The organism is Salinivibrio sp. MA440 (assembly GCF_001996265.1).
Taxonomy (GTDB): Bacteria; Pseudomonadota; Gammaproteobacteria; order Enterobacterales; family Vibrionaceae; genus Salinivibrio; species Salinivibrio costicola.
The window spans coordinates 14,222-32,126 of the sequence record NZ_MUFI01000044.1; the positions used below are offsets into that span (position 1 = coordinate 14,222).

Sequence of the window (17,905 nt, forward strand, 5' to 3'; positions counted from 1 at the left end):
AGTGAATCGTCATTAGTGATCGATAACCGAGGTGATCAAGCCACCGCACGTACTTTTTCTAAGTGGGCGAGATACTCATCGTAACTGCCGTTAAAGTGGATCAATTGTTGGTCTTTGATCTCAATGATATCGGTCGCCAATGAGGAAACAAATTCACGGTCGTGGCTGACAAAAATCAAAGTGCCTGGGAATTGCTCTAGGCCTTTATTGAGTGATTCGATGGCTTCCATATCCATGTGGTTGGTGGGTTCATCCATCACAATCACATTGATATCTTGCATCATCAGCTTGCCGAACATCAGGCGGTTTTTCTCGCCCCCTGAGCAGCTTTTCGCTTTTTTGTTCACATCATCTGCTGAGAACAACAAGCGACCCAAAATGCCACGAACAATCAAATCATCGTGCTTGGCCGTACGCCATTGCGACATCCACTCAAACACGGTGAGATCGTTATCAAACTCGGCACTGTTATCTTGCGCACAGTAACCAATGGATGCGTTTTCTGACCATTTAATTGTGCCTTCGCTTTGCGCAAGCTCGCCCACTAAACAACGCAACAGGGTGGTTTTACCCACACCATTTTCGCCAATGATCGCCAGGCGCGAGCCCGCTTCAAGCAAAAAGTGACCGTTTTTAAATAAAGCTGTCTCGTCAAAGGTATGGCCAACCTCGCGTAATTCGACCGCTTGACGGTGGAGTTTTTTGCTTTCGGTAAATTGAATGTAAGGGTGCACACGGCTAGACGCTTTGACTTCATCAAGCTGGATCTTTTCCATGCGTTTGGCGCGTGAACTGGCTTGCTTAGCTTTAGAGGCATTGGCACCAAAGCGATTCACGAAGTCTTGCAGCTCACTAAGCTCCGCTTCTTTTTTCGCGTTGCTCGACAACAGTTGCTCGCGTGCCAAGCTAGATGCGGCGACAAAGTCATCGTAGTTGCCTGGATATACACGTAGCTCGCCAAAGTCGATATCGGCCATGTGGGTGCACGTGGCGTTCAAGAAGTGACGATCGTGAGAAATGATAATCATGGTGCACTGGCGCTGTTGCAGCTCACCGGCCAACCAGTTGATGGTATGAATATCCAAGTTGTTGGTCGGTTCATCCAACAGCAAAATATCAGGATTCGCAAACAAAGCCTGGGCAAGCAGCACCCGTAATTTCCAACCCGGTGCCACTTGCGACATCAGGCCAAAGTGCAGCTCTTCTTCAATCCCCGCTTGCAGCAGAATATCGCCAGCACGGCTCTCGGCGGTATAACCGTCCATTTCCGCGAACTGGCTTTCTAGCTCTGCGACGGCCATGCCATCTTCTTCGCTCATTTCCGGCAAAGAATAAATGCGCTCACGCTCTTGTTTGATTTCCCACAGCTTGCGATCGCCCATCATCACCGCATCAATCACTGAGTATTGCTCATAGGCAAATTGATCTTGGCTAAGCTCGCCCAAGGTTTGTCCTGGCGTGATGGACACATTGCCTGCGGTAGGCGTGAGCGCGCCACTCATGATTTTCATCAAGGTGGATTTGCCACAGCCGTTGGCTCCGATCAATCCGTAGCGGTTACCGTTACCAAATTTGGCAGAGATGTTTTCGAATAGCGGCTCGGCACCAAACTGCATGGTGATATTGGCGATTGAAATCAAAAGACGTTCCTAGCGAATGTGCTCAACCAGGGCGTGTAGTCATGCCAACAAAGCATCTGACTCACGGCCAAGCGAGGAGGGTGTAAAGATAAATATGACTGAGCGCGCATTGTACAGAAGTGTGATGGAATTAACAGATTAATGGTGAAGAATCACAAGGCGATGCTGGTTATCACCTTGTGATGTAATGGCTTTTATCTTGTGATGTCTATGGTGTTAGGCCTTGCGAGTGAGCATACGTGTATCCGCTTGACGAATTAACTGATCCAACGCGGTTTTACTGCTGGTTAACTGAGGGGCATTATCCGCACGCATGTCGCTCACACCAAAACTAAAGCTCAAATAATGCGGGCGTTGATCAATCAGGAGTGGTGAATGAGCCAGTTGCATTACCAGTGACTGGGCCCAATCAGTGGCAGCCGCGTGTGTGGTGTTGGGCAATAACACCGCAAACTCATCCCCGCCAAAGCGCGCCGCGATCCCCTCGTGCGTATTATCGGCGAGCAGTGTAGCAAGGTGACAAATAGCCTGGTCACCCATCAGGTGGCCGTATTGATCATTCACCGCCTTCAACTTATTCATATCGATAAACACCAGTGCCAACTGGTGGCATTGAGGTTGGCTTAGCAGTGTATTGAAGCTGGCTTCGAGATGATACCGATTGGCAAGGCCTGTCATGTCATCGGTATTGAGCTTTTGTACCAAATGCCCCAACTGATCGACCAAGCGCTGGTTTTCGGTTTCTAACGCGGCAATTAATTGTTCACACTGACCCACCTGATAACGCAGTTGTTTAATGGTTTTGGTGTCATCGTTTATCAGCGTTTTGGCTTGTTCTAGCACATCGTTCATGACTATATTCCTTTACGCACCCTAACCAGGTATGACGCCACTTTATCGGTACGGTGCGACAGAATGTGTCTGATTAAATCGGTTTAACTGATTGTTTTATATGCGACACATTTTGCCTTTTTGTGATGGTAGGCTCAGTTATGAAATGGAACCGCGATCGCGGCTTGTTTGTGAAAATAGGCAGGTAAATAATAGTGGAAACATCATTAGACAGCGAAACATTTATGACAACCCGTCCGCCTAAAAGTGACTCGCTAAGGCTCGCATTCTTGTTATTGCGCCACCTTTCACATCGGATAAAACAAACCGCAGGCGATCTACAAAAAGCCGTTGCAAGCGATGGGATAGAGCGCAATATCCGTACCATTCAACGTAACTTAGAGATGCTTTGCGAGGAAGGGTTTGCCGAGTGTGATGATGCTAGCAAGCCTTATGGCTATCGGTTATCGCGCTATGCCCCAGAGCTGAGCAACGGCAAGTTATCCACGCAAGAGGCGTTATTGTTGTCGCTGGCTGAAAACTACCTCACCAACTTGTTGCCGGCTAATGTTACCGAATCACTCAGTACCATGTTTGCGGCAGCGCGCTGTGAATTGAACCCGACGGGTGATGCCGAAAAAGCGCGCGCCTGGACCAAGAAAGTGCGTGTGGTCAGCGAGACCCAGCCGTTGCTCCCCCCCAAGATGAGTGACGAGGTTTTTAAAAATGTTACTGACGCACTCTACAATGACTATCCGCTGATCCTCGATTACTACAACGCCAAACAGCAACAAAAAACCGGCCAACGGGTTTATCCACTCGGCCTCGCGCAACAAGGCCCACGCTTATATTTAGTATGCCGGTTCGAGGGCTACGACAATGAACGCAGCATAGCGGTTCACCGCATTAACCGTGCCAATGTGTCTAAATTCCCATTTACGCCGCCACCAGATTTTGATCTAAAAAAATACGACGACGATGGCCGGTTTGGTTTTGGAGAAGGCGAGCGCTGCTCACTGACCTTTAACATTAAAAAAAGCGCCGGCCACTATTTACAAGAAACGCCACTGTCTTCCGATCAAACCATGACCGAGCACGACGATCATTATCAAGTCACCGCCACGGTCATCCGCTCGCAACAACTTACCCACTGGCTTGATGGATTTGGGGAGTTGGTATGGGGCGTCGCGATGAAAGACACGATCGCTGTCTGTGAAGAATAAGCCTTGCATTGAATTGTATCGGAGAAGACATTTCTCAGTATGAACAGAATCGAGGAAACGATGAATACAAAATTAGTATCGGAATGGAAACTGTCAAAAGAGACCATTGAGCAGGTTGGATTAGAATCAGAGTTAAATGAAAAATTAGAAAAAAAACTCAATTATCACATCGATTTGTTTATTTGCTCTCGAAATGATGGCACTGAAATTGGCTATGCACTAAATAAATGTTATGAATCTTTAATGCCGAATGATACCTATGATTCAGGAATTGTAAGATGGCTTTGCTTCCAAGACAATATTTATTTTGATAAAAACCGAAGGCGTTTTTGGTTATGTAAGGATGTGGAATGCTCGGTTGAAGTGGGTAGTTCAGATGCTCAAAATCATCTTGAGCAGGAACTGAATAAAAAAATTAATGACACGATAAATTGGTGGAATATCCCTGATGAAAGTCACCTAGAGAGTATTTTATCTTCAAAAGTTCGGCCCAAAAAACTAACTGATTTTTTAGAGAATGTTTCGGATTTCCCATGCCGTCTTGATAAAAACAGTATGGCTCATCATATTTCATCTTCAACTAAACCTTCTCGTTATTCAGGATTGTACGCTCACGCTCACGCTTTCTCATCGAATACAAAAAAATATAAAAAAGCCTTGCTTTCCTTACCCGTAGATTTTTCTCGATTTTCAGAAGGAAAAGCTGGCAGGAAAATTTTTATTCAGGCTTTACTTTGTGGTTTTACGCCTAACGCCCTTATTGATGATGAGTGTTATAAAAGTCTAATTAATATATATGTGAATAAAGAGGGTGACGATGACTTACTAAAAATAATGAAAAAAAATATAATCATTAGAAAACTGCTAAATGAGGATAAACAACGTGCCGATCTTAGCCCTTATCATCAAAAAATCATCGAAGATACTGACTTGGGGCATTGGAGTTTATGGCAAGATGAGCTCGATACCAGTGATACAGTGACAGTGCCATTAGCTAAAAAACTGGTAGCGCGTGATCCTAAAAGCAGCATTAATGAAGGGGTTGTAGCGATTGATTTTGGTACCAAAAGCACAGTTGTGGCGTATCAAAAAGATAACGTTAACATTCATCCGATGCGGATTGGTACTGGGGATCTCAGCAAAGATATTGCAGCGCATCACTATGAAAACCCAACCATTATGGAGTTTGTTAATCTCAACGCATTTTTAACCGCTTACCATCAAAAAGAGAACAAGCCCGATACGCGTTGGTGTGATCTGACGATTTCTCACACAGCGCAAAATTCGTTACAAGGCAGCGAATCCAGCAAGTTTAATACCTTTCTTGATGCGCTAAAGCAGTGGGCTGGGGATAAAAACCGAAACTTAAAGGTTGTCGGCCAGCATGGCAAGATCATCGATCTTCCGCCTTTCCTATCTCTTGAGGATGGAGATTTTAATCCCATTGAAATTTATGCCTATTACTTAGGGTTATATATCAATAACCTGAATAACGGTATTTTTATGGACTACATTTTGTCTTTCCCTGTCACCTATGAAGTGGCTATTCGCGACAAAATTATCCATAGCTTTAGAAATGGACTTAAAAAATCGCTGCCGGCCGAGCTGGGTAAAGAGACAATCGATACTATATCGGTAAAGAAAGGTGCCAGCGAGCCAGCGGCTTATGCACTGACGGCATTGCAAGCTTACCATATCGAGCCAGAAGGCGATGAACGTATTTTTTATAGCGTTTTCGATTTCGGTGGCGGTACAACAGATTTTGACTTTGGCATTTATCGTGAGCCAACAGATAAGAAAGATCGGCGTCGCTTTGACTATGTGATTGAACACTTTGGTGCCGGCGGTGATAAGTTTTTAGGCGGCGAGAATTTACTCGAGCTTCTTGCCTTTGAAGTGTTTAAGAAAAACAAAAATAGCTTATTAGAGCAGGGGATTCAATTTGAGAAACATCCAGAACGAGATGCGTTTGCGGGCAGTGAGCAGTTATTAAGTCGTTCGCAAGAGGCACGTACAAATACCAAACAGCTTTGCATTGCCTTGCGGCCTTACTGGGAAGAGCATGACGACTTTTCGTTTGATGCATCAGGTGAATTGCAAGTGACACTCACAGATGTCAATGGTGTACAGCACTCGGCTTTTGGATTGCAAATCGATGAACAAGAATTAAACGCCATTTTATCAAGCCGTATCGAGCGCGGTGTCGAAAACTTTTTCGATGCACTGCGGCTAGCATTTAGTAACCGTCAACATATGCTATCGGATATTTCTAATGTGAAGATATTCTTGGCCGGTAATGCGAGCCAATCGAGCTTCGTAAGGGCACTTTTTGATAAACATATTGCGTTGCAACATCAAGAAATGGGGCTCGCTGAAGGTGAAAGCCGGTTTGAGCTTTTTCAGCCACTTGGCGTTGATAGCCAGGATCTTGAGAAGCCAACCGGTAAAACTGGGGTGGCTTTTGGGTTGATCGAATCGCGTGAAGGTGGCCGAATTAAAGTGATTGACCACAATGTGAATGACGATGATATTCGCTTTAAATATTACCTTGGCGAGAATAGAAAGAAAAAATTTAAGCCGCTTATCGAACGCGACGTTAGCTTTAATCAATGGATTGACTTTACTTTTGCGGATTACCAAACTTTTGAGATTTTTTATACAGATCAACCCAGTACTAGTACCGGCCAAGTGGCGATTTCTGATACGAGTATCAAAAAGAAAGTGATAAAGCTAGACACGACGGATGATGACGCCTTGGTGTTCATTCGTGTTGTCTCGCCCACTGCCATTGAGTACGTCATTGCGAACGAGGACGATATTCACAATGACATATACCTCAATGAAATCAACCGTATCGAACTTTAAGGAGAACGACGATGATTGCTTTATTACCTACACTGATCCCATCAATCGTGAGTGCAATAGCAAAAGTCGCGGCAACGGTCGGGCCTATGGTTGCTAAATACGGACCTATGGTGATTAAAACCGTGGGAGAAAATTTACCGAAAGTAATGAATACTGTCGAGGCAATCAATGTCGCCACTGGGGTATTTAACCCCAGTGATAGTGTCAGTAACCTAGGTGAAAAAGCACTGGCCGCAGATAAAAAACCTGAAGATTTCGATAAAATCAATGATTATATTGACTATCTTAAACACGATGTTCAGGTTGAAGAGCAGAACTTGAATGAATCGTCAGTTGATACTGCCGTTCGCGATGTTGTTGGAACAACGATTGCCATTAAAGCCATTGCAGAAAATATGGACATGCAGATGTCAAAAATATCACTGCCATTGTTGAATTCCATAAGTAGGCTTGATGTTGATCCAAAATTGACACTGGCAATTATGACGGCTTATGCGCAAACTGAATTAGAACCTGCTCATCTTGAGAAATACTTGGCGGATAAATTAAGTCTACAAGAAGCGCATCAACACAGTGATGTATTAGTAAGAGCACACCAGATCGCCGATCCCGAGATGGACACAACACAAGCTGAAAACGCGGTTATGAATTTACGATAGGATCAACAATGAAAAAATCACTGATTGAGCTGCTTGAAGAGCATGCAAGTATTACACAAACAAAGTTCGGGCTTGAAAAACCCATTAATATTCTTGAACATGAGTTTTCGCTCTATCACATCAAAGAAGTGACATTTGATGAAGACTCACCACGAAAAGAAGCGTTCGAAAATGTACTGAATGCATTAACGGTTCAAGGTATTGTTTTTACCTATCTATTGCTGGGTACCAAAGACAGCGTGTATTTTTATTTTGGTATTGCTAAAAACAAGCAGTATCAAGGCAATATTGTCTTAGATGTAGATGATATTGGTGAAAAAATACTCAAACCATCCATCGAAGGTAATTTTAGAGGCAGTGTTGTAGAAAAACTGGATAAAAATCAACGCTCCGAAGTTAAAGAAGCATTGGAAGATTTTCCTCATATGTATCGACTGCAAGGGGTTCCTAGTGTGCATGAGGATAACGAGGAGTTTCAAGGTGTAGACCGACTCGTTGATATCATGTCTGGAGACGAGTTCTGCTTTGCAGTATTAGCCGATCCCTTGTCATTATTAGAAATTAAAACAATTGAGTCAGAGCTTTATACCATTTATAACAAGCTGCTACCCCTAGCGAAAAAAACAGTCCAAGATGGAAAAAATGAGGCAAGGACAACCGGTGAAACCGAGGGAAGTTCGGAAACAACATCAACCGGAAAAAATGATGGAATTACCATTACTCAAAATACAGGAAAGACTCACTCTATAACAGAAGGCACATCCACAACGGGGGGAGAAAAGCAGTCCTCCAATAGCTATACCACAAACGATCATGATAAATACAAAAGTGGTTCAGAAGCTAAAAATAAAGGCACGACGACTTCGACATCTGTGGCTAAAAACATAGGTAGTAATACATCAGAACAAAAAGGGACTTCATCGAGTGAGTCTCGAGAGTTTACCGATAAAGCGATCCAAGAATGGCTTGATTACATTGATGATGTGCTATTGCATCGCGTGCAAGTTGGAAAAAACAAAGGGCTTTATCTATCGAATATATATATGCTAGCCAAAAACAAGGCCAGTGCGATTAAATTAGGGAATACGGCTCGGTCGATATTTTCTGGCGAAGAGACAAATAAGTCACCGCTGACAGTAACGCGTGTGACAAACAAAAAAGAGGTTAATGCGTTTAGAAACTTACAACTTCCAGTGCTGAAGAAAAGCAACTGGGAAATTTCATCAAGCTATAATCAGTTAAATCTATTACATGCTAAAAATCCATTGAACAATTATGATTGTAATTGGCTTTCCACCAATGAGTTAAGTGTGGTGGCAGGTTTACCTCAAAAGGAAGTCGTCGGTTTAACCCTAAAAGAAGAAGTTGAATTTGGGTTGAATATAGCGAAAGCGATTGAGGAACCTAACCAGCTTTATCTTGGTAATTTGGTTAAAAGTGGCTTAATTCAAGGTGTCGATGTTCATTTAGATAAAAATGAGTTAGATAAACATATCTTTATCGCGGGGGTGACAGGTAGCGGAAAAACAACAACCTGTCAGCGACTACTGGATTCTGCGGATATGCCATTTTTGGTGATTGAACCGGCAAAAACTGAATACAGGGTGCTTGCCAAGAACAATGAAGATATTATTATTTTCACCTTAGGGAATAATAATATCGCGCCATTTAAACTCAATCCATTTGAGTTCTTCCCACATGAGAATATCACCTCTCGTGTTGATATGATAAAAGCCAGTATTGAATCCTCATTCGATATGGAAGCAGCGATCCCTCAACTAATCGAAGCGGCAATTTATCAGTGCTATGAGGATAAAGGTTGGGATATTGCTACCTCGACGAACCGATTTTATGATGATCCTTTTTCTGACGGCGTCTATGCGTTTCCTACTTTAAGTGATTTGGTGTTGAAGACCGAAGAAGTGGTCGCTAGCCAAGGTTTTGATGACCGACTTAAGCAAGATTATATTGGGTCCATTAAAGCCAGGTTACAAGGTTTATTAATTGGGGCGAAAGGCATCATGCTCGATACCCCACGCTCGATTAACTTTAATGATCTGGTAAAAAGAAATGTTATTCTTGAGTTGGAAGAAATACGCAATCCGAGTGAAAAATCATTGATCATGGGCTTCGTTTTATCGAATCTAAATGAAGCGATTAGAGCTAATCATCGAGCCTATCAAAAACAAGGGAAAAAGTTTCGCCATATCACCTTAATTGAAGAAGCGCATCGTTTGTTGTCTAAGTTTGAAGTTGGTGATAGTCAGAATAAAAAGCAGGGTGTTGAAACCTTTGCGGATATGTTAGCTGAAGTGAGAAAGTACGGCGAATCTTTAATTATTGTCGATCAGATTCCTAATAAACTCACTCCCGAAGTACTTAAAAACACCAACACAAAAATTATCCATAAGCTATTTGCTAAAGACGATAAAGAGGCCGTAGGGAACACTATGGCGCTTACGGATGAACAAAAAGATTTCTTATCTAACTTAGAACCAGGGCGGGTGTTACTATCGAGCTCTGGGATGAGTAAACCACTGCAAGTACAAATAAAAGAGTATATCAGCACTACCAATGAAGAAGAGATTGATGAAGATGAAATTAGAAAGTTAGCACTTAACTTTTATATCAATAACTATCGTTCAGGATTAATTCCTGGCCTAGAATTTCTTAACGCCCCACCCAACGAGCGCGATATTATTGATTTTTTACATGGTAAGATTGAAAGGGCTTGGTGTCAGGCCGTAGGTCAAGACAAAAAAAAGGATGATTTAGTATATTATATCGACCGTTTTGGATGGGAGTTCATGTGTCACTTTATTAATGAAAATTGCTATAATGCGGGTGATAATGTGGATGAACAGGCCAGGCAAAAATTGCTAAATGATTTTTTACACAGTTTGTATATAGATCGTGATGTGCGTATTACATTGCGACACCATGATACTTTCAGAAAAGATCTAAAAGTTAAAGTTTAGGAGGCGTTATGGGTTTTTTCAGTAGCTTGGGTTCAGCGTTATCTAGCATAGCGTCTAGCGCATGCAACGTAATCAGTAGTGTGGCGAGTAAAATTACAGATGCGGTAAGTACGACCGCTACGAAGATCGCTGAAATGGGAGTGGAACTGGCAGCAAAAGTCGGTGATACGATCAAGGCGATTGGTATTAGTCTAGGTATTATTAACCCTAACTCCGATATGGCAGAGCTTGGCGAAAAAGCCATGATGGCTGATATGAAGCCAGATGACTTTGATACCATTAATGACTACATTAACTATCTGCAAGATGACGTGACCATTGATCGGGAAAAGTTTGATAATTTGGATGAGAAAGATCTATTGGCTCGTTCGTCGATTGGTGCATCGATTACATTAAAAGGTATTAATGAAAAGCTAGATACTGTTGTCACGCCTGATTTTTTGGCGGCAGTTGCTCAACAGGGTGTCGAATCAAAAGAAATTATCGAAACCATAAAAGTATATAAAGAAAAGCAGTTAGAGACGGGTGATTATGGTCTTTACATCAAGGATGAGTTAAGTGTTAGTGAAAGTGGAAAACATGCGGATGCATTGGTCGCAGCCTATCAGAGGGTCGATCCCGACCTATCAGTGGAACAAATAGAAGATAAAGTGATGAGGTTAAAGTCTTAGATGACAGATTATATTGTTTCTGTAAAAGGTGACCAAGCGCAAGCCTATCGACTTATTTTGGGCAAGAGAGAAATTATTCGATTTGAGGGAGAAGCATATCTTCCTAAATCTGAATTTTGGCACACCTTTAAGAAAAAAATTGAATACGTTGAGGGAGAAAAAATCGCGATTGTCATGATTAGGGATGATCCAGAATTCAGTATCGACCCTGATGTGACCATCGCTGATCGGTTTAATAATGACTTAGAAGATGTTCGACTAGCTATCGATGAATTTTGCTTACGGAACTGTGAAGCTTTGTGCTTCCCAAATTCTATTGACAAATTGGCGCATCGAAGTGTGATTCAGGAGCGGCCCTATAGCGAAGCGCCGATAGTTGATGATAACCTGTCTGATTCCGATAGCTCTTCTTCCGATAAAACCAGTATTCAGTCATTTTATCTTAACAAAACGCGCAGCTATAAAAGGCAACAATAATGGCTATTTCCGAAAATGATTTATTATCTGCACTGGAAAATGAAACGGTAAAAAACAAAATTATTGCTATTGTTGAGAGTTCTAAACAGAGCAGTAATAAGCATCTGAACGAACAAAAAAATACCGTTGGAATTGAAGAATATAACCTTCTCAGTCAGAAAAATGAAGAGTTAAAACTGGCACTGACTGAACAAAAAGAGCAGGTTGAGGTGTTAAGGAAAGAACTTTCCGATGTAGTTAAAGCTTATGAAGATCTAGCGCAAAAAAAGAAAAATACAGAGGAGGAGCTTATTGCTTTTAAAGAAGATAACAAAAAACTGATCGAGGCGTTGGGTGACAAGGAAGCTGAGCTTAAAAGTAAGAAAGAACAAGTAAGTGAGGTAAATACAGCGTTAGATAAGTATAAGCATACCTTTGAAAGCGATATATTACTCAGCCAACTGTATCACGAGTTAAGCGAAAAAACTCAGGGGTCGTTACGAGGCATTTTTAAGGATACCAGCATGCAGGGGCTAGTAGCTTGTGGCATCCAAGAGAAGAATATTGCTAATCTTTGGGATTATATAAAAAACGAAGTGGTTAACGGTGATAATGCCGATATAGATAGGGTTATTAAGATGTTTGATGCTCTATTCGAACGCTTTATTTTGGCTTATCCGATGTTCGCGTTTCAGGAAGTAACTAAAGGTATAGAATTCGATACTCAACAGCACATCAAACACAATACGAGTAAGAATACCAGCGGTCCTATTCAAAACGTATTGCTCAGAGGTTATGTAAACACCAATACCAATAAAGTAATCAAGCCATCAGTGGTTTTTTTGTGAACTGTAAGGTTGAATATAACCAATTCTGATGAGAAATTGTCTAATGAAAATAGTTATTCATGAGAGTTTTTAATATTAAAAGTCGGGAAAGATATGCCAATAAAACCACCTGGAAAATCAAATATAGCGTGTAAAGAATGTGGTTATATTCTATCCGATAGACAAGCATTTTTAATCAAGATGCGTGTAAAGAAGTTTGTATGTCCTAAATGTCGATCGGACAAGATTACGCTCATTATGTACTAACTAAAAAGACGTTTCATTAAGCGTATTTATGGTCCTTTTCGAGGCTGTGCAAATGCACTTTACACCTAAGCCCGTTTTTAACGCTTATGCAAGGTACATATCTTAGCGTATGTACCTTGCTAAAACGGAGCAACGTATTGCAACCAGTCAGTATCCACACTCACACCAACGGATACACAGGATCGCCCCAGGTGGCGGTGTTGCCGTCCATCATCAATTCAATGGTTAAAGGTACGATTTTTTGCATCATGCATACGCAGTCTTTTAGCTGGGCGCGGTTGGCTTGGCTGCCGTGGGTGGCGCCGCCGTGGAGTAGTTGATTACGTAACGTATACAAACGGCTAAAAACAGCGGCTAATACTGTTGCGGTATCACTGTTTGCCAAGGCTTTGTGCGCGCGGGCTTTGGCGCTTTTGCGTGAAGCTTGCCAACTGTCTTCAGTGATATGACCGGCTTGATATTCCCAATAGGCTTGCAGGATATAATCATTATTGAGGATCACTCGGATCGGGCCTGAAAACTCTTGCCATACTAAATGGGTCAAACGCGCTTCTTTATCGAGTTGAATCAGTTTTTCTAGAAAGCCTTGATAAAGGTTTTTCTCGGTAAACTGACGTTTTTGCGCAAACTCTTGGGCATAAGCGGCGTTAAATGCAATCCATAAGAAAATAAACTGGCTGTCTGTATCATCCGTTTGCTCGGCTTGTTTTAGCCAGCTGAGGGCTCGGTGTACACGAATAGACAAATTTTCAGGATAATACTCGCGCTCTTGGCGCTGCCTCGTTTTAAGTGTTTCATAGTTGGGCATAATGCCTCCCGTTGGTGGGGACCCCAAGGCCGGCGTTCGGGCCTTGGGGCTGGTGTGAGCTTACAAATACCGCCCTTGAATATACTCGCGGAAGTGGGCGGGGTTGAGGGTTTCGCCGGTGGCATCCTTGAGTATGTTGTCGGTTGAGGTGGTGCTGGCGCGTTGCCAGATATGTTGAGACAACCAATCAAAAATCGGTGAGACATTGCCGCTGGCGATAATGCCATCCACATCCATTTGCTGGCGCATTGCTTGCATCAATTGCGCGGCATACAGGGCACCCAAGGTATAGGTGGGGAAGTAGCCAAAGCTGCCATCGGTCCAGTGAATGTCTTGCATGCAGCCGTTTTTATAGTTGCCGGCGGTGCTGAGGCCAAGGTATTGCTGCATGGCGTTGTCCCAACACTCAGGAATATGATCAACTTCCATGTTGCCACTGATCAGATCGCGCTCGATGTCATAGCGCAGCATGATGTGTGCCGGATAGGTGACCTCGTCGGCATCGACACGAATATAACCGGGCGCGACTTGAGTTAACACGCGGTGGAAATTCTCGACATGAAAGGCGGGATCGTTTTGGCGGTTAAAGGCAGATTTAGCACGCTGACAAATCAAGGTGGCAAATGCTTCACTGCGGGCCAGCTGCATTTCAAAAAACAGGCTTTGGCTTTCGTGCACGCCCATCGAGCGCGCTTGGCCCACTGGTAAGCCTGCCAGGTCCTTAGGCAACCCTTGTTCATAGCGCGCATGGCCGGTTTCGTGGATCACGCCCATTAATGCCGAGGTAAAATCTTGCTCGTCGTAGCGGGTGGTAATGCGCACATCAGTGGGTACGCCGCCACAAAATGGATGGGTGCTGACATCCAGACGACCCTGTGCAAAGTTAAAGCCCAACTGCTGCATTACCTGCTCACCTAAGGCTTTTTGTTGTGCTTGGGTAAATGGCCCTTTGGGCATAAGGGGCGGCTGTTGCGCTTGCTTGTCGACTACCGCCTGGATGGTCTCCGGTAGCCATGCTTTAAGCGCACCAAATACCTCATCGACACGATTAGCGGTCATTCCTGGCTCGTAGAGATCGAGCAGGGCATCGTAAGGCGCACAACCTTTTTGGTCCGCACGAATATGGGCTTCTTCGCGCGCTAAGGCGACCACTTCTTTTAAATTTTTGGCAAAGCCTGCCCAATCGTTATCTTGACGTTGTTGGCGCCAAGCATGCTCGCATTTGGCACCCGCTAAAGATTTGGCTTTGACCAAGGTGTCAGGCAATACGCTGGCCTGCTGCCACTCGCGCTTCATCTCTGCCACGCTCGCTTTTTGCGTCGGTGTCAGTTGCTCCAATTTATCGTCCAGCTCTGCTAACCAGTCACTAAGCTCAGGTTGGGTGCTTTGTTGATGGCAATAAAGCGCGAGCTCTGCCATCGCGTCGGCACGGGCTTGATTCCCTCCATCTGGCATCATGGTGGCTTGATCCCAACCGCAGATTGCGGCAAGGTGCTGAAAATGTGACAGCCGTTTGAAGTGGGCTTCGAGCTTATTGAGTGGTTCCATGATGACTTCCTTGTTAACAACATTGCCGGATATTCTGGCAATTTGTATGAAAAAAGCAAGGCAGCCACTACCGTTCTGTCAGGTTATGCAATAAAGGAGTTTGCAACGTCATGTATCTATTTGGGTACGGGAGTTTAATGAATCCGGCGTCACGGGCGCTGACCGGTGAATCTGGATGGACGTGCCCGGTTACCGTGACCGGGCTAAGTCGTCATTGGAGCAATGTCAGTGAGGCGTTTATTTCGCCTTTGGTGGTGTTACAAGGTGAAGGTCAATGTAATGGGGTGCTGGTCAGCATCGATCCACAGTCATTGCCCGACTTTGATCGCCGAGAGGCAGGCTATCAGCGGTTACAGTTAGCTGAATCAAACATCACTCTGCCCGAAGAGGTGACGCTTGATGGCCCCGTGTACGTGTATGTTGCCGATACGCAGCGTACCCCAGACGTAGACAAGCCGATTGCCCAATCCTATGTCGATACGGTCATGGCAGGCTGTTTACGCTACTCAACGGATTTTGCCCGCGCGTTTTTAACCACCACTCAGGGGTGGGAAGGCGCTTATCATAACGATCGCGCCGAGCCAAGGTATCCACGGGTGGCAGGAGTGAGCGATCAAGATAGAGTAGACATCGATCGGTTGATGCAGGCGCACTTGACCGCTTTTACAGCGCGCGGTTAATCAGTCATTGATTGTTCATGATAAGAAAAGGCCACCGACAATGCGGTGGCCTTTGCATATTTATATGATGCGATCGTCGATGTGATTAATTCACGTCCACATAAACGAACTCTGGCGAAGTGACTTCCACGCGGCGGTTTTTCGCACGACCGTCGGCAGTCTCGTTACTGGCGGTTGGCGCTGACTCGCCTTTGCCCATCACGGTTAAGCGCTCAGCCGCAATGCCCGCGTCTAAGAAGACATCCGCAACGACTTGTGCACGCTCTTCAGAGAGTGTTTGGTTATAAGCGGCAGGCCCTTGGCTGTCGGTATGACCCACAATCGTCGCTGTGGCTTCTTCATGCTTAAGCAACCGGTCAACTAATGGCTGCAAGGAGGCGACTGCTTGCTCAGATAACGTTGCTTTATCAAAGCCGAACATTTCGGTTTCGCCGGCCTCTGAGAGCACAATTGATTGCGGCTCGGCAACCGGCTCTGGCTCTTGAACGGGCTCTGGCTCTGCCATAACTGGCTCTTCAACCATTGCTTCAGTCATTGGCTCACTGGCGGTGCGGCCAAAGTGATAGGTCATCCCGACGGTGACGAGGTTATTATCAACGCTTGAGAAATAGCCATCATCCATATCATTGATGTGTTGGTATTCTAGGCGAAGGTTGAGTTTATCGGTGGCTTGGTGATCAACACCGATCGCGCCCATCAACGACACATCGTCGCGATCACCGGCATTGCTGTTAAAGTTCCACATCGCGCCGCCCACTTTCCCGTACAGTGCGGTATCGGGCTTAACGTGATACGACAATTTGGGGGCAAGTGTCAGAGCGGTGAGATCGCCCGATGCTTTACCAAAGGTATCGAATTCAGTGTCAAAGCGACCTAAATAATCATAGGTGCCTTCAAGCGCAAACCAGTCATTGAAATCATAACCAGTAATGATACCTGCCCCGAGCTCTTGATCACCACAGTCGGTGTCAGACACACAGCTATCTTCTAAAAACGACGGCCCAATACGACCCCCCATGTAAAGACCACTGTCTTGCTGTGCATAAGCTGCGGGTGCGACGGCCAGTAAGAGGCCGAGACCTGTCACGACTTTTTTCATGCCACTCTCCTAACTAAGGATATGAAGTATCTTATTTTACGCATTGTGAATGCTTGTTATTGAGTCACCTTAGACCATGCGATCGTAACTGCCAGCGAGTCGGGCAGACGGAACATAGATAATGTGACACGGATCCTAGGCTAGACCTGAGAGGCGTGTAACACAATAGGCGACAAGCGATTTGACCATGATTTGACGTGTTTAACACAAGTGTCTTATTGGTGGGAAAATACTGACAGAGGCCGGACAAATCGCCGGCCGTTTTCACGTGATGAGAGAGTATTAAAGAGGCGTTGGTTATCACAGAGTTGTGGTTATGATTTTGTGTTACCTGTTAGACGCTTTTGTGGGCCTTGACCGCTCACAGGGCGACTAACTGAAATTTCGCGGCCCTTTTTCATGCCACGTTCGTAGTCATCGGTCATTGCCGCCATGGCGTCTTTGAGTTGCTGCTTAAATGTCTCTCGGTCAATGTTGGCGAACTCTTTATCAATATAGCTTTTGATCTTATCGTCGCTGTCTCGGGCATCAAGCTGTGGCAATTTGTCGAGTGCCCCCTCAAGCCAGCCCGTCGTGAAGGACTGAACACGGCGGGTGACTTGTTGGGTGCTGGTGCCTGAGCCTGCGAAGCTGTTACGAAACTGGCCAATATGTTCATTCATATCGCGATACACCACATCAAATGCAAACGCCGCGAAAATAGCCCGGTCGGCATCACCGATAAATTCAGCCTGCTTGAGCCCTTTATGGTTGACCAATACGCACTCGACGCCAAAGCGACTATTGATGCCGCGGATAATTTTTAAGATCGATTGGTTAATAGACGCTGGCAACAGCTTCTCAGAGCGCGTTTTACCCATACTGATGAAGTCAATGTCGTCCTGATCGAGACCATGCTTCCGCATCAGCCGCTCGGCCATTTTAATCGCTTGCGCCGCCTCGTTGACATTGGCGGAATTGCTGAGCTCTAGACATTTAGCAATTTTTTTGAGCGCTTTGCTTTTCGGATCTGACATTCATACTTCCCGATAACGAACAAACGCGCATTGTATCGCGTCCGCAAGCGACAACAAAGGCGAGATTATAATGGGCGTCTCGGCGGAGCACGTTGTTTGGCTGTCACGTGTGTAAAAAGAGGGCCAAAACTGTTTATCTATGGCTCTTCACCGGATGTGGTGGAAAGTGTTTCTTTTCAAGTTTTCCGATTAATTGGACAATAAGGAAACACTCTGCACTTGAGCCCTGAATCAGATGAAAGATACAGCACTCTATCAAGCGATCCTTGGACTGATTCCGCCATGGACTGTCGACTCTGTCCAAGTGGATAAAAAGAGCCAACGTATTACCGTGACC

At 44.6% G+C, this 17,905-nt stretch carries 14 protein-coding genes; 8 read left to right on the forward strand and 6 right to left on the reverse strand.

Annotation, left to right across the window (positions count from 1 at the left end; translation table 11 throughout):
* Window positions 1-35 precede the first annotated feature (35 nt).
* Complete coding sequence (locus tag BZG80_RS12770) at window positions 36-1,640, reverse strand: ABC-F family ATPase (RefSeq protein ID WP_021023270.1); 1,605 nt, start codon at window positions 1,638-1,640, stop codon at window positions 36-38.
* A gap of 216 nt (window positions 1,641-1,856) precedes the next feature.
* Entirely contained in the window at window positions 1,857-2,492 is a 636-nt protein-coding gene (locus BZG80_RS12775; protein ID WP_077679515.1) for a GGDEF domain-containing protein, read from the reverse strand.
* A gap of 224 nt (window positions 2,493-2,716) precedes the next feature.
* Between BZG80_RS12775 and BZG80_RS12780 the strand changes: the two genes are divergently transcribed.
* From BZG80_RS12780 to BZG80_RS12810, 7 genes are read left to right on the forward strand one after another with little or no spacing between them, the layout of a single operon-like run.
* Window positions 2,717-3,694, forward strand: a complete 978-nt coding sequence (locus BZG80_RS12780) for a helix-turn-helix transcriptional regulator (RefSeq protein ID WP_077679516.1) — start codon at window positions 2,717-2,719, stop codon at window positions 3,692-3,694.
* 60 nt (window positions 3,695-3,754) lie between these two features.
* Window positions 3,755-6,559 carry a molecular chaperone DnaK gene (locus tag BZG80_RS12785; RefSeq protein WP_077679517.1) on the forward strand — a complete coding sequence of 935 codons (2,805 nt, stop codon included), beginning with the start codon at window positions 3,755-3,757 and terminating at the stop codon, window positions 6,557-6,559.
* Between the two features lie 11 nt (window positions 6,560-6,570).
* Window positions 6,571-7,218: a YqfQ family protein gene (locus tag BZG80_RS16150; protein WP_241833909.1), complete on the forward strand. Its 648-nt coding sequence runs from the start codon at window positions 6,571-6,573 to the stop codon at window positions 7,216-7,218.
* Window positions 7,219-7,226: 8 nt separating this feature from the next.
* Window positions 7,227-10,196, forward strand: coding sequence for an ATP-binding protein (locus BZG80_RS12795; RefSeq protein ID WP_077679518.1), 2,970 nt, complete (start codon window positions 7,227-7,229; stop codon window positions 10,194-10,196).
* An 8-nt stretch (window positions 10,197-10,204) separates the two neighbouring features.
* Window positions 10,205-10,867 carry a hypothetical protein gene (locus BZG80_RS12800; protein WP_241833910.1) on the forward strand — a complete coding sequence of 221 codons (663 nt, stop codon included), beginning with the start codon at window positions 10,205-10,207 and terminating at the stop codon, window positions 10,865-10,867.
* Window positions 10,868-11,344 carry a hypothetical protein gene (locus BZG80_RS12805; RefSeq protein ID WP_077679519.1) on the forward strand — a complete coding sequence of 159 codons (477 nt, stop codon included), beginning with the start codon at window positions 10,868-10,870 and terminating at the stop codon, window positions 11,342-11,344.
* Entirely contained in the window at window positions 11,344-12,171 is an 828-nt protein-coding gene (locus BZG80_RS12810; protein WP_077679520.1) for a hypothetical protein, read from the forward strand. The genes BZG80_RS12805 and BZG80_RS12810 overlap by 1 nt, the downstream gene beginning before the upstream one ends.
* A gap of 406 nt (window positions 12,172-12,577) precedes the next feature.
* On the opposite strand, the gene BZG80_RS12815 is transcribed toward BZG80_RS12810, so the two are convergent.
* Together BZG80_RS12815 and BZG80_RS12820 are read right to left on the reverse strand one after the other, a co-directional pair.
* The gene (locus BZG80_RS12815) at window positions 12,578-13,225 is read right to left on the reverse strand and encodes a HEPN domain-containing protein (protein WP_077679521.1); all 648 of its coding nucleotides are present in this window, start codon (window positions 13,223-13,225) and stop codon (window positions 12,578-12,580) included.
* Between the two features lie 60 nt (window positions 13,226-13,285).
* A complete protein-coding gene (locus tag BZG80_RS12820; protein ID WP_077679522.1) occupies window positions 13,286-14,773 on the reverse strand; it encodes a carboxypeptidase M32 in 1,488 nt (495 codons plus the stop codon).
* A gap of 110 nt (window positions 14,774-14,883) precedes the next feature.
* Here BZG80_RS12820 and BZG80_RS12825 point away from each other — a divergent pair, with 110 nt between their 5' ends.
* Window positions 14,884-15,453 carry a gamma-glutamylcyclotransferase family protein gene (locus tag BZG80_RS12825; protein WP_077577204.1) on the forward strand — a complete coding sequence of 190 codons (570 nt, stop codon included), beginning with the start codon at window positions 14,884-14,886 and terminating at the stop codon, window positions 15,451-15,453.
* A gap of 85 nt (window positions 15,454-15,538) precedes the next feature.
* Here BZG80_RS12825 and BZG80_RS12830 read toward each other — a convergent pair whose 3' ends face one another.
* Complete coding sequence (locus BZG80_RS12830) at window positions 15,539-16,552, reverse strand: outer membrane beta-barrel protein (protein ID WP_077679523.1); 1,014 nt, start codon at window positions 16,550-16,552, stop codon at window positions 15,539-15,541.
* Between the two features lie 314 nt (window positions 16,553-16,866).
* A complete protein-coding gene (locus BZG80_RS12835; protein WP_021023265.1) occupies window positions 16,867-17,568 on the reverse strand; it encodes a DUF2786 domain-containing protein in 702 nt (233 codons plus the stop codon).
* Window positions 17,569-17,905 lie beyond the last annotated feature (337 nt).

What these genes read in the sequence shown, in the direction of transcription:
- BZG80_RS12830 (WP_077679523.1), bottom strand. Translation starts at nt 16,552, where the DNA reads ATGAAAAAAGTCGTGACAGGTCTCGGCCTCTTACTGGCCGTCGCACCC.
- BZG80_RS12820 (WP_077679522.1), bottom strand. Translation starts at nt 14,773, where the DNA reads ATGGAACCACTCAATAAGCTCGAAGCCCACTTCAAACGGCTGTCACAT.
- BZG80_RS12815 (WP_077679521.1), bottom strand. Translation starts at nt 13,225, where the DNA reads ATGCCCAACTATGAAACACTTAAAACGAGGCAGCGCCAAGAGCGCGAG.
- BZG80_RS16150 (WP_241833909.1), top strand. Translation starts at nt 6,571, where the DNA reads ATGATTGCTTTATTACCTACACTGATCCCATCAATCGTGAGTGCAATA.
- BZG80_RS12800 (WP_241833910.1), top strand. Translation starts at nt 10,205, where the DNA reads ATGGGTTTTTTCAGTAGCTTGGGTTCAGCGTTATCTAGCATAGCGTCT.
- BZG80_RS12775 (WP_077679515.1), bottom strand. Translation starts at nt 2,492, where the DNA reads ATGAACGATGTGCTAGAACAAGCCAAAACGCTGATAAACGATGACACC.
- BZG80_RS12810 (WP_077679520.1), top strand. Translation starts at nt 11,344, where the DNA reads ATGGCTATTTCCGAAAATGATTTATTATCTGCACTGGAAAATGAAACG.
- BZG80_RS12825 (WP_077577204.1), top strand. Translation starts at nt 14,884, where the DNA reads ATGTATCTATTTGGGTACGGGAGTTTAATGAATCCGGCGTCACGGGCG.
- BZG80_RS12780 (WP_077679516.1), top strand. Translation starts at nt 2,717, where the DNA reads ATGACAACCCGTCCGCCTAAAAGTGACTCGCTAAGGCTCGCATTCTTG.
- BZG80_RS12805 (WP_077679519.1), top strand. Translation starts at nt 10,868, where the DNA reads ATGACAGATTATATTGTTTCTGTAAAAGGTGACCAAGCGCAAGCCTAT.
- BZG80_RS12795 (WP_077679518.1), top strand. Translation starts at nt 7,227, where the DNA reads ATGAAAAAATCACTGATTGAGCTGCTTGAAGAGCATGCAAGTATTACA.
- BZG80_RS12785 (WP_077679517.1), top strand. Translation starts at nt 3,755, where the DNA reads ATGAATACAAAATTAGTATCGGAATGGAAACTGTCAAAAGAGACCATT.
- BZG80_RS12835 (WP_021023265.1), bottom strand. Translation starts at nt 17,568, where the DNA reads ATGTCAGATCCGAAAAGCAAAGCGCTCAAAAAAATTGCTAAATGTCTA.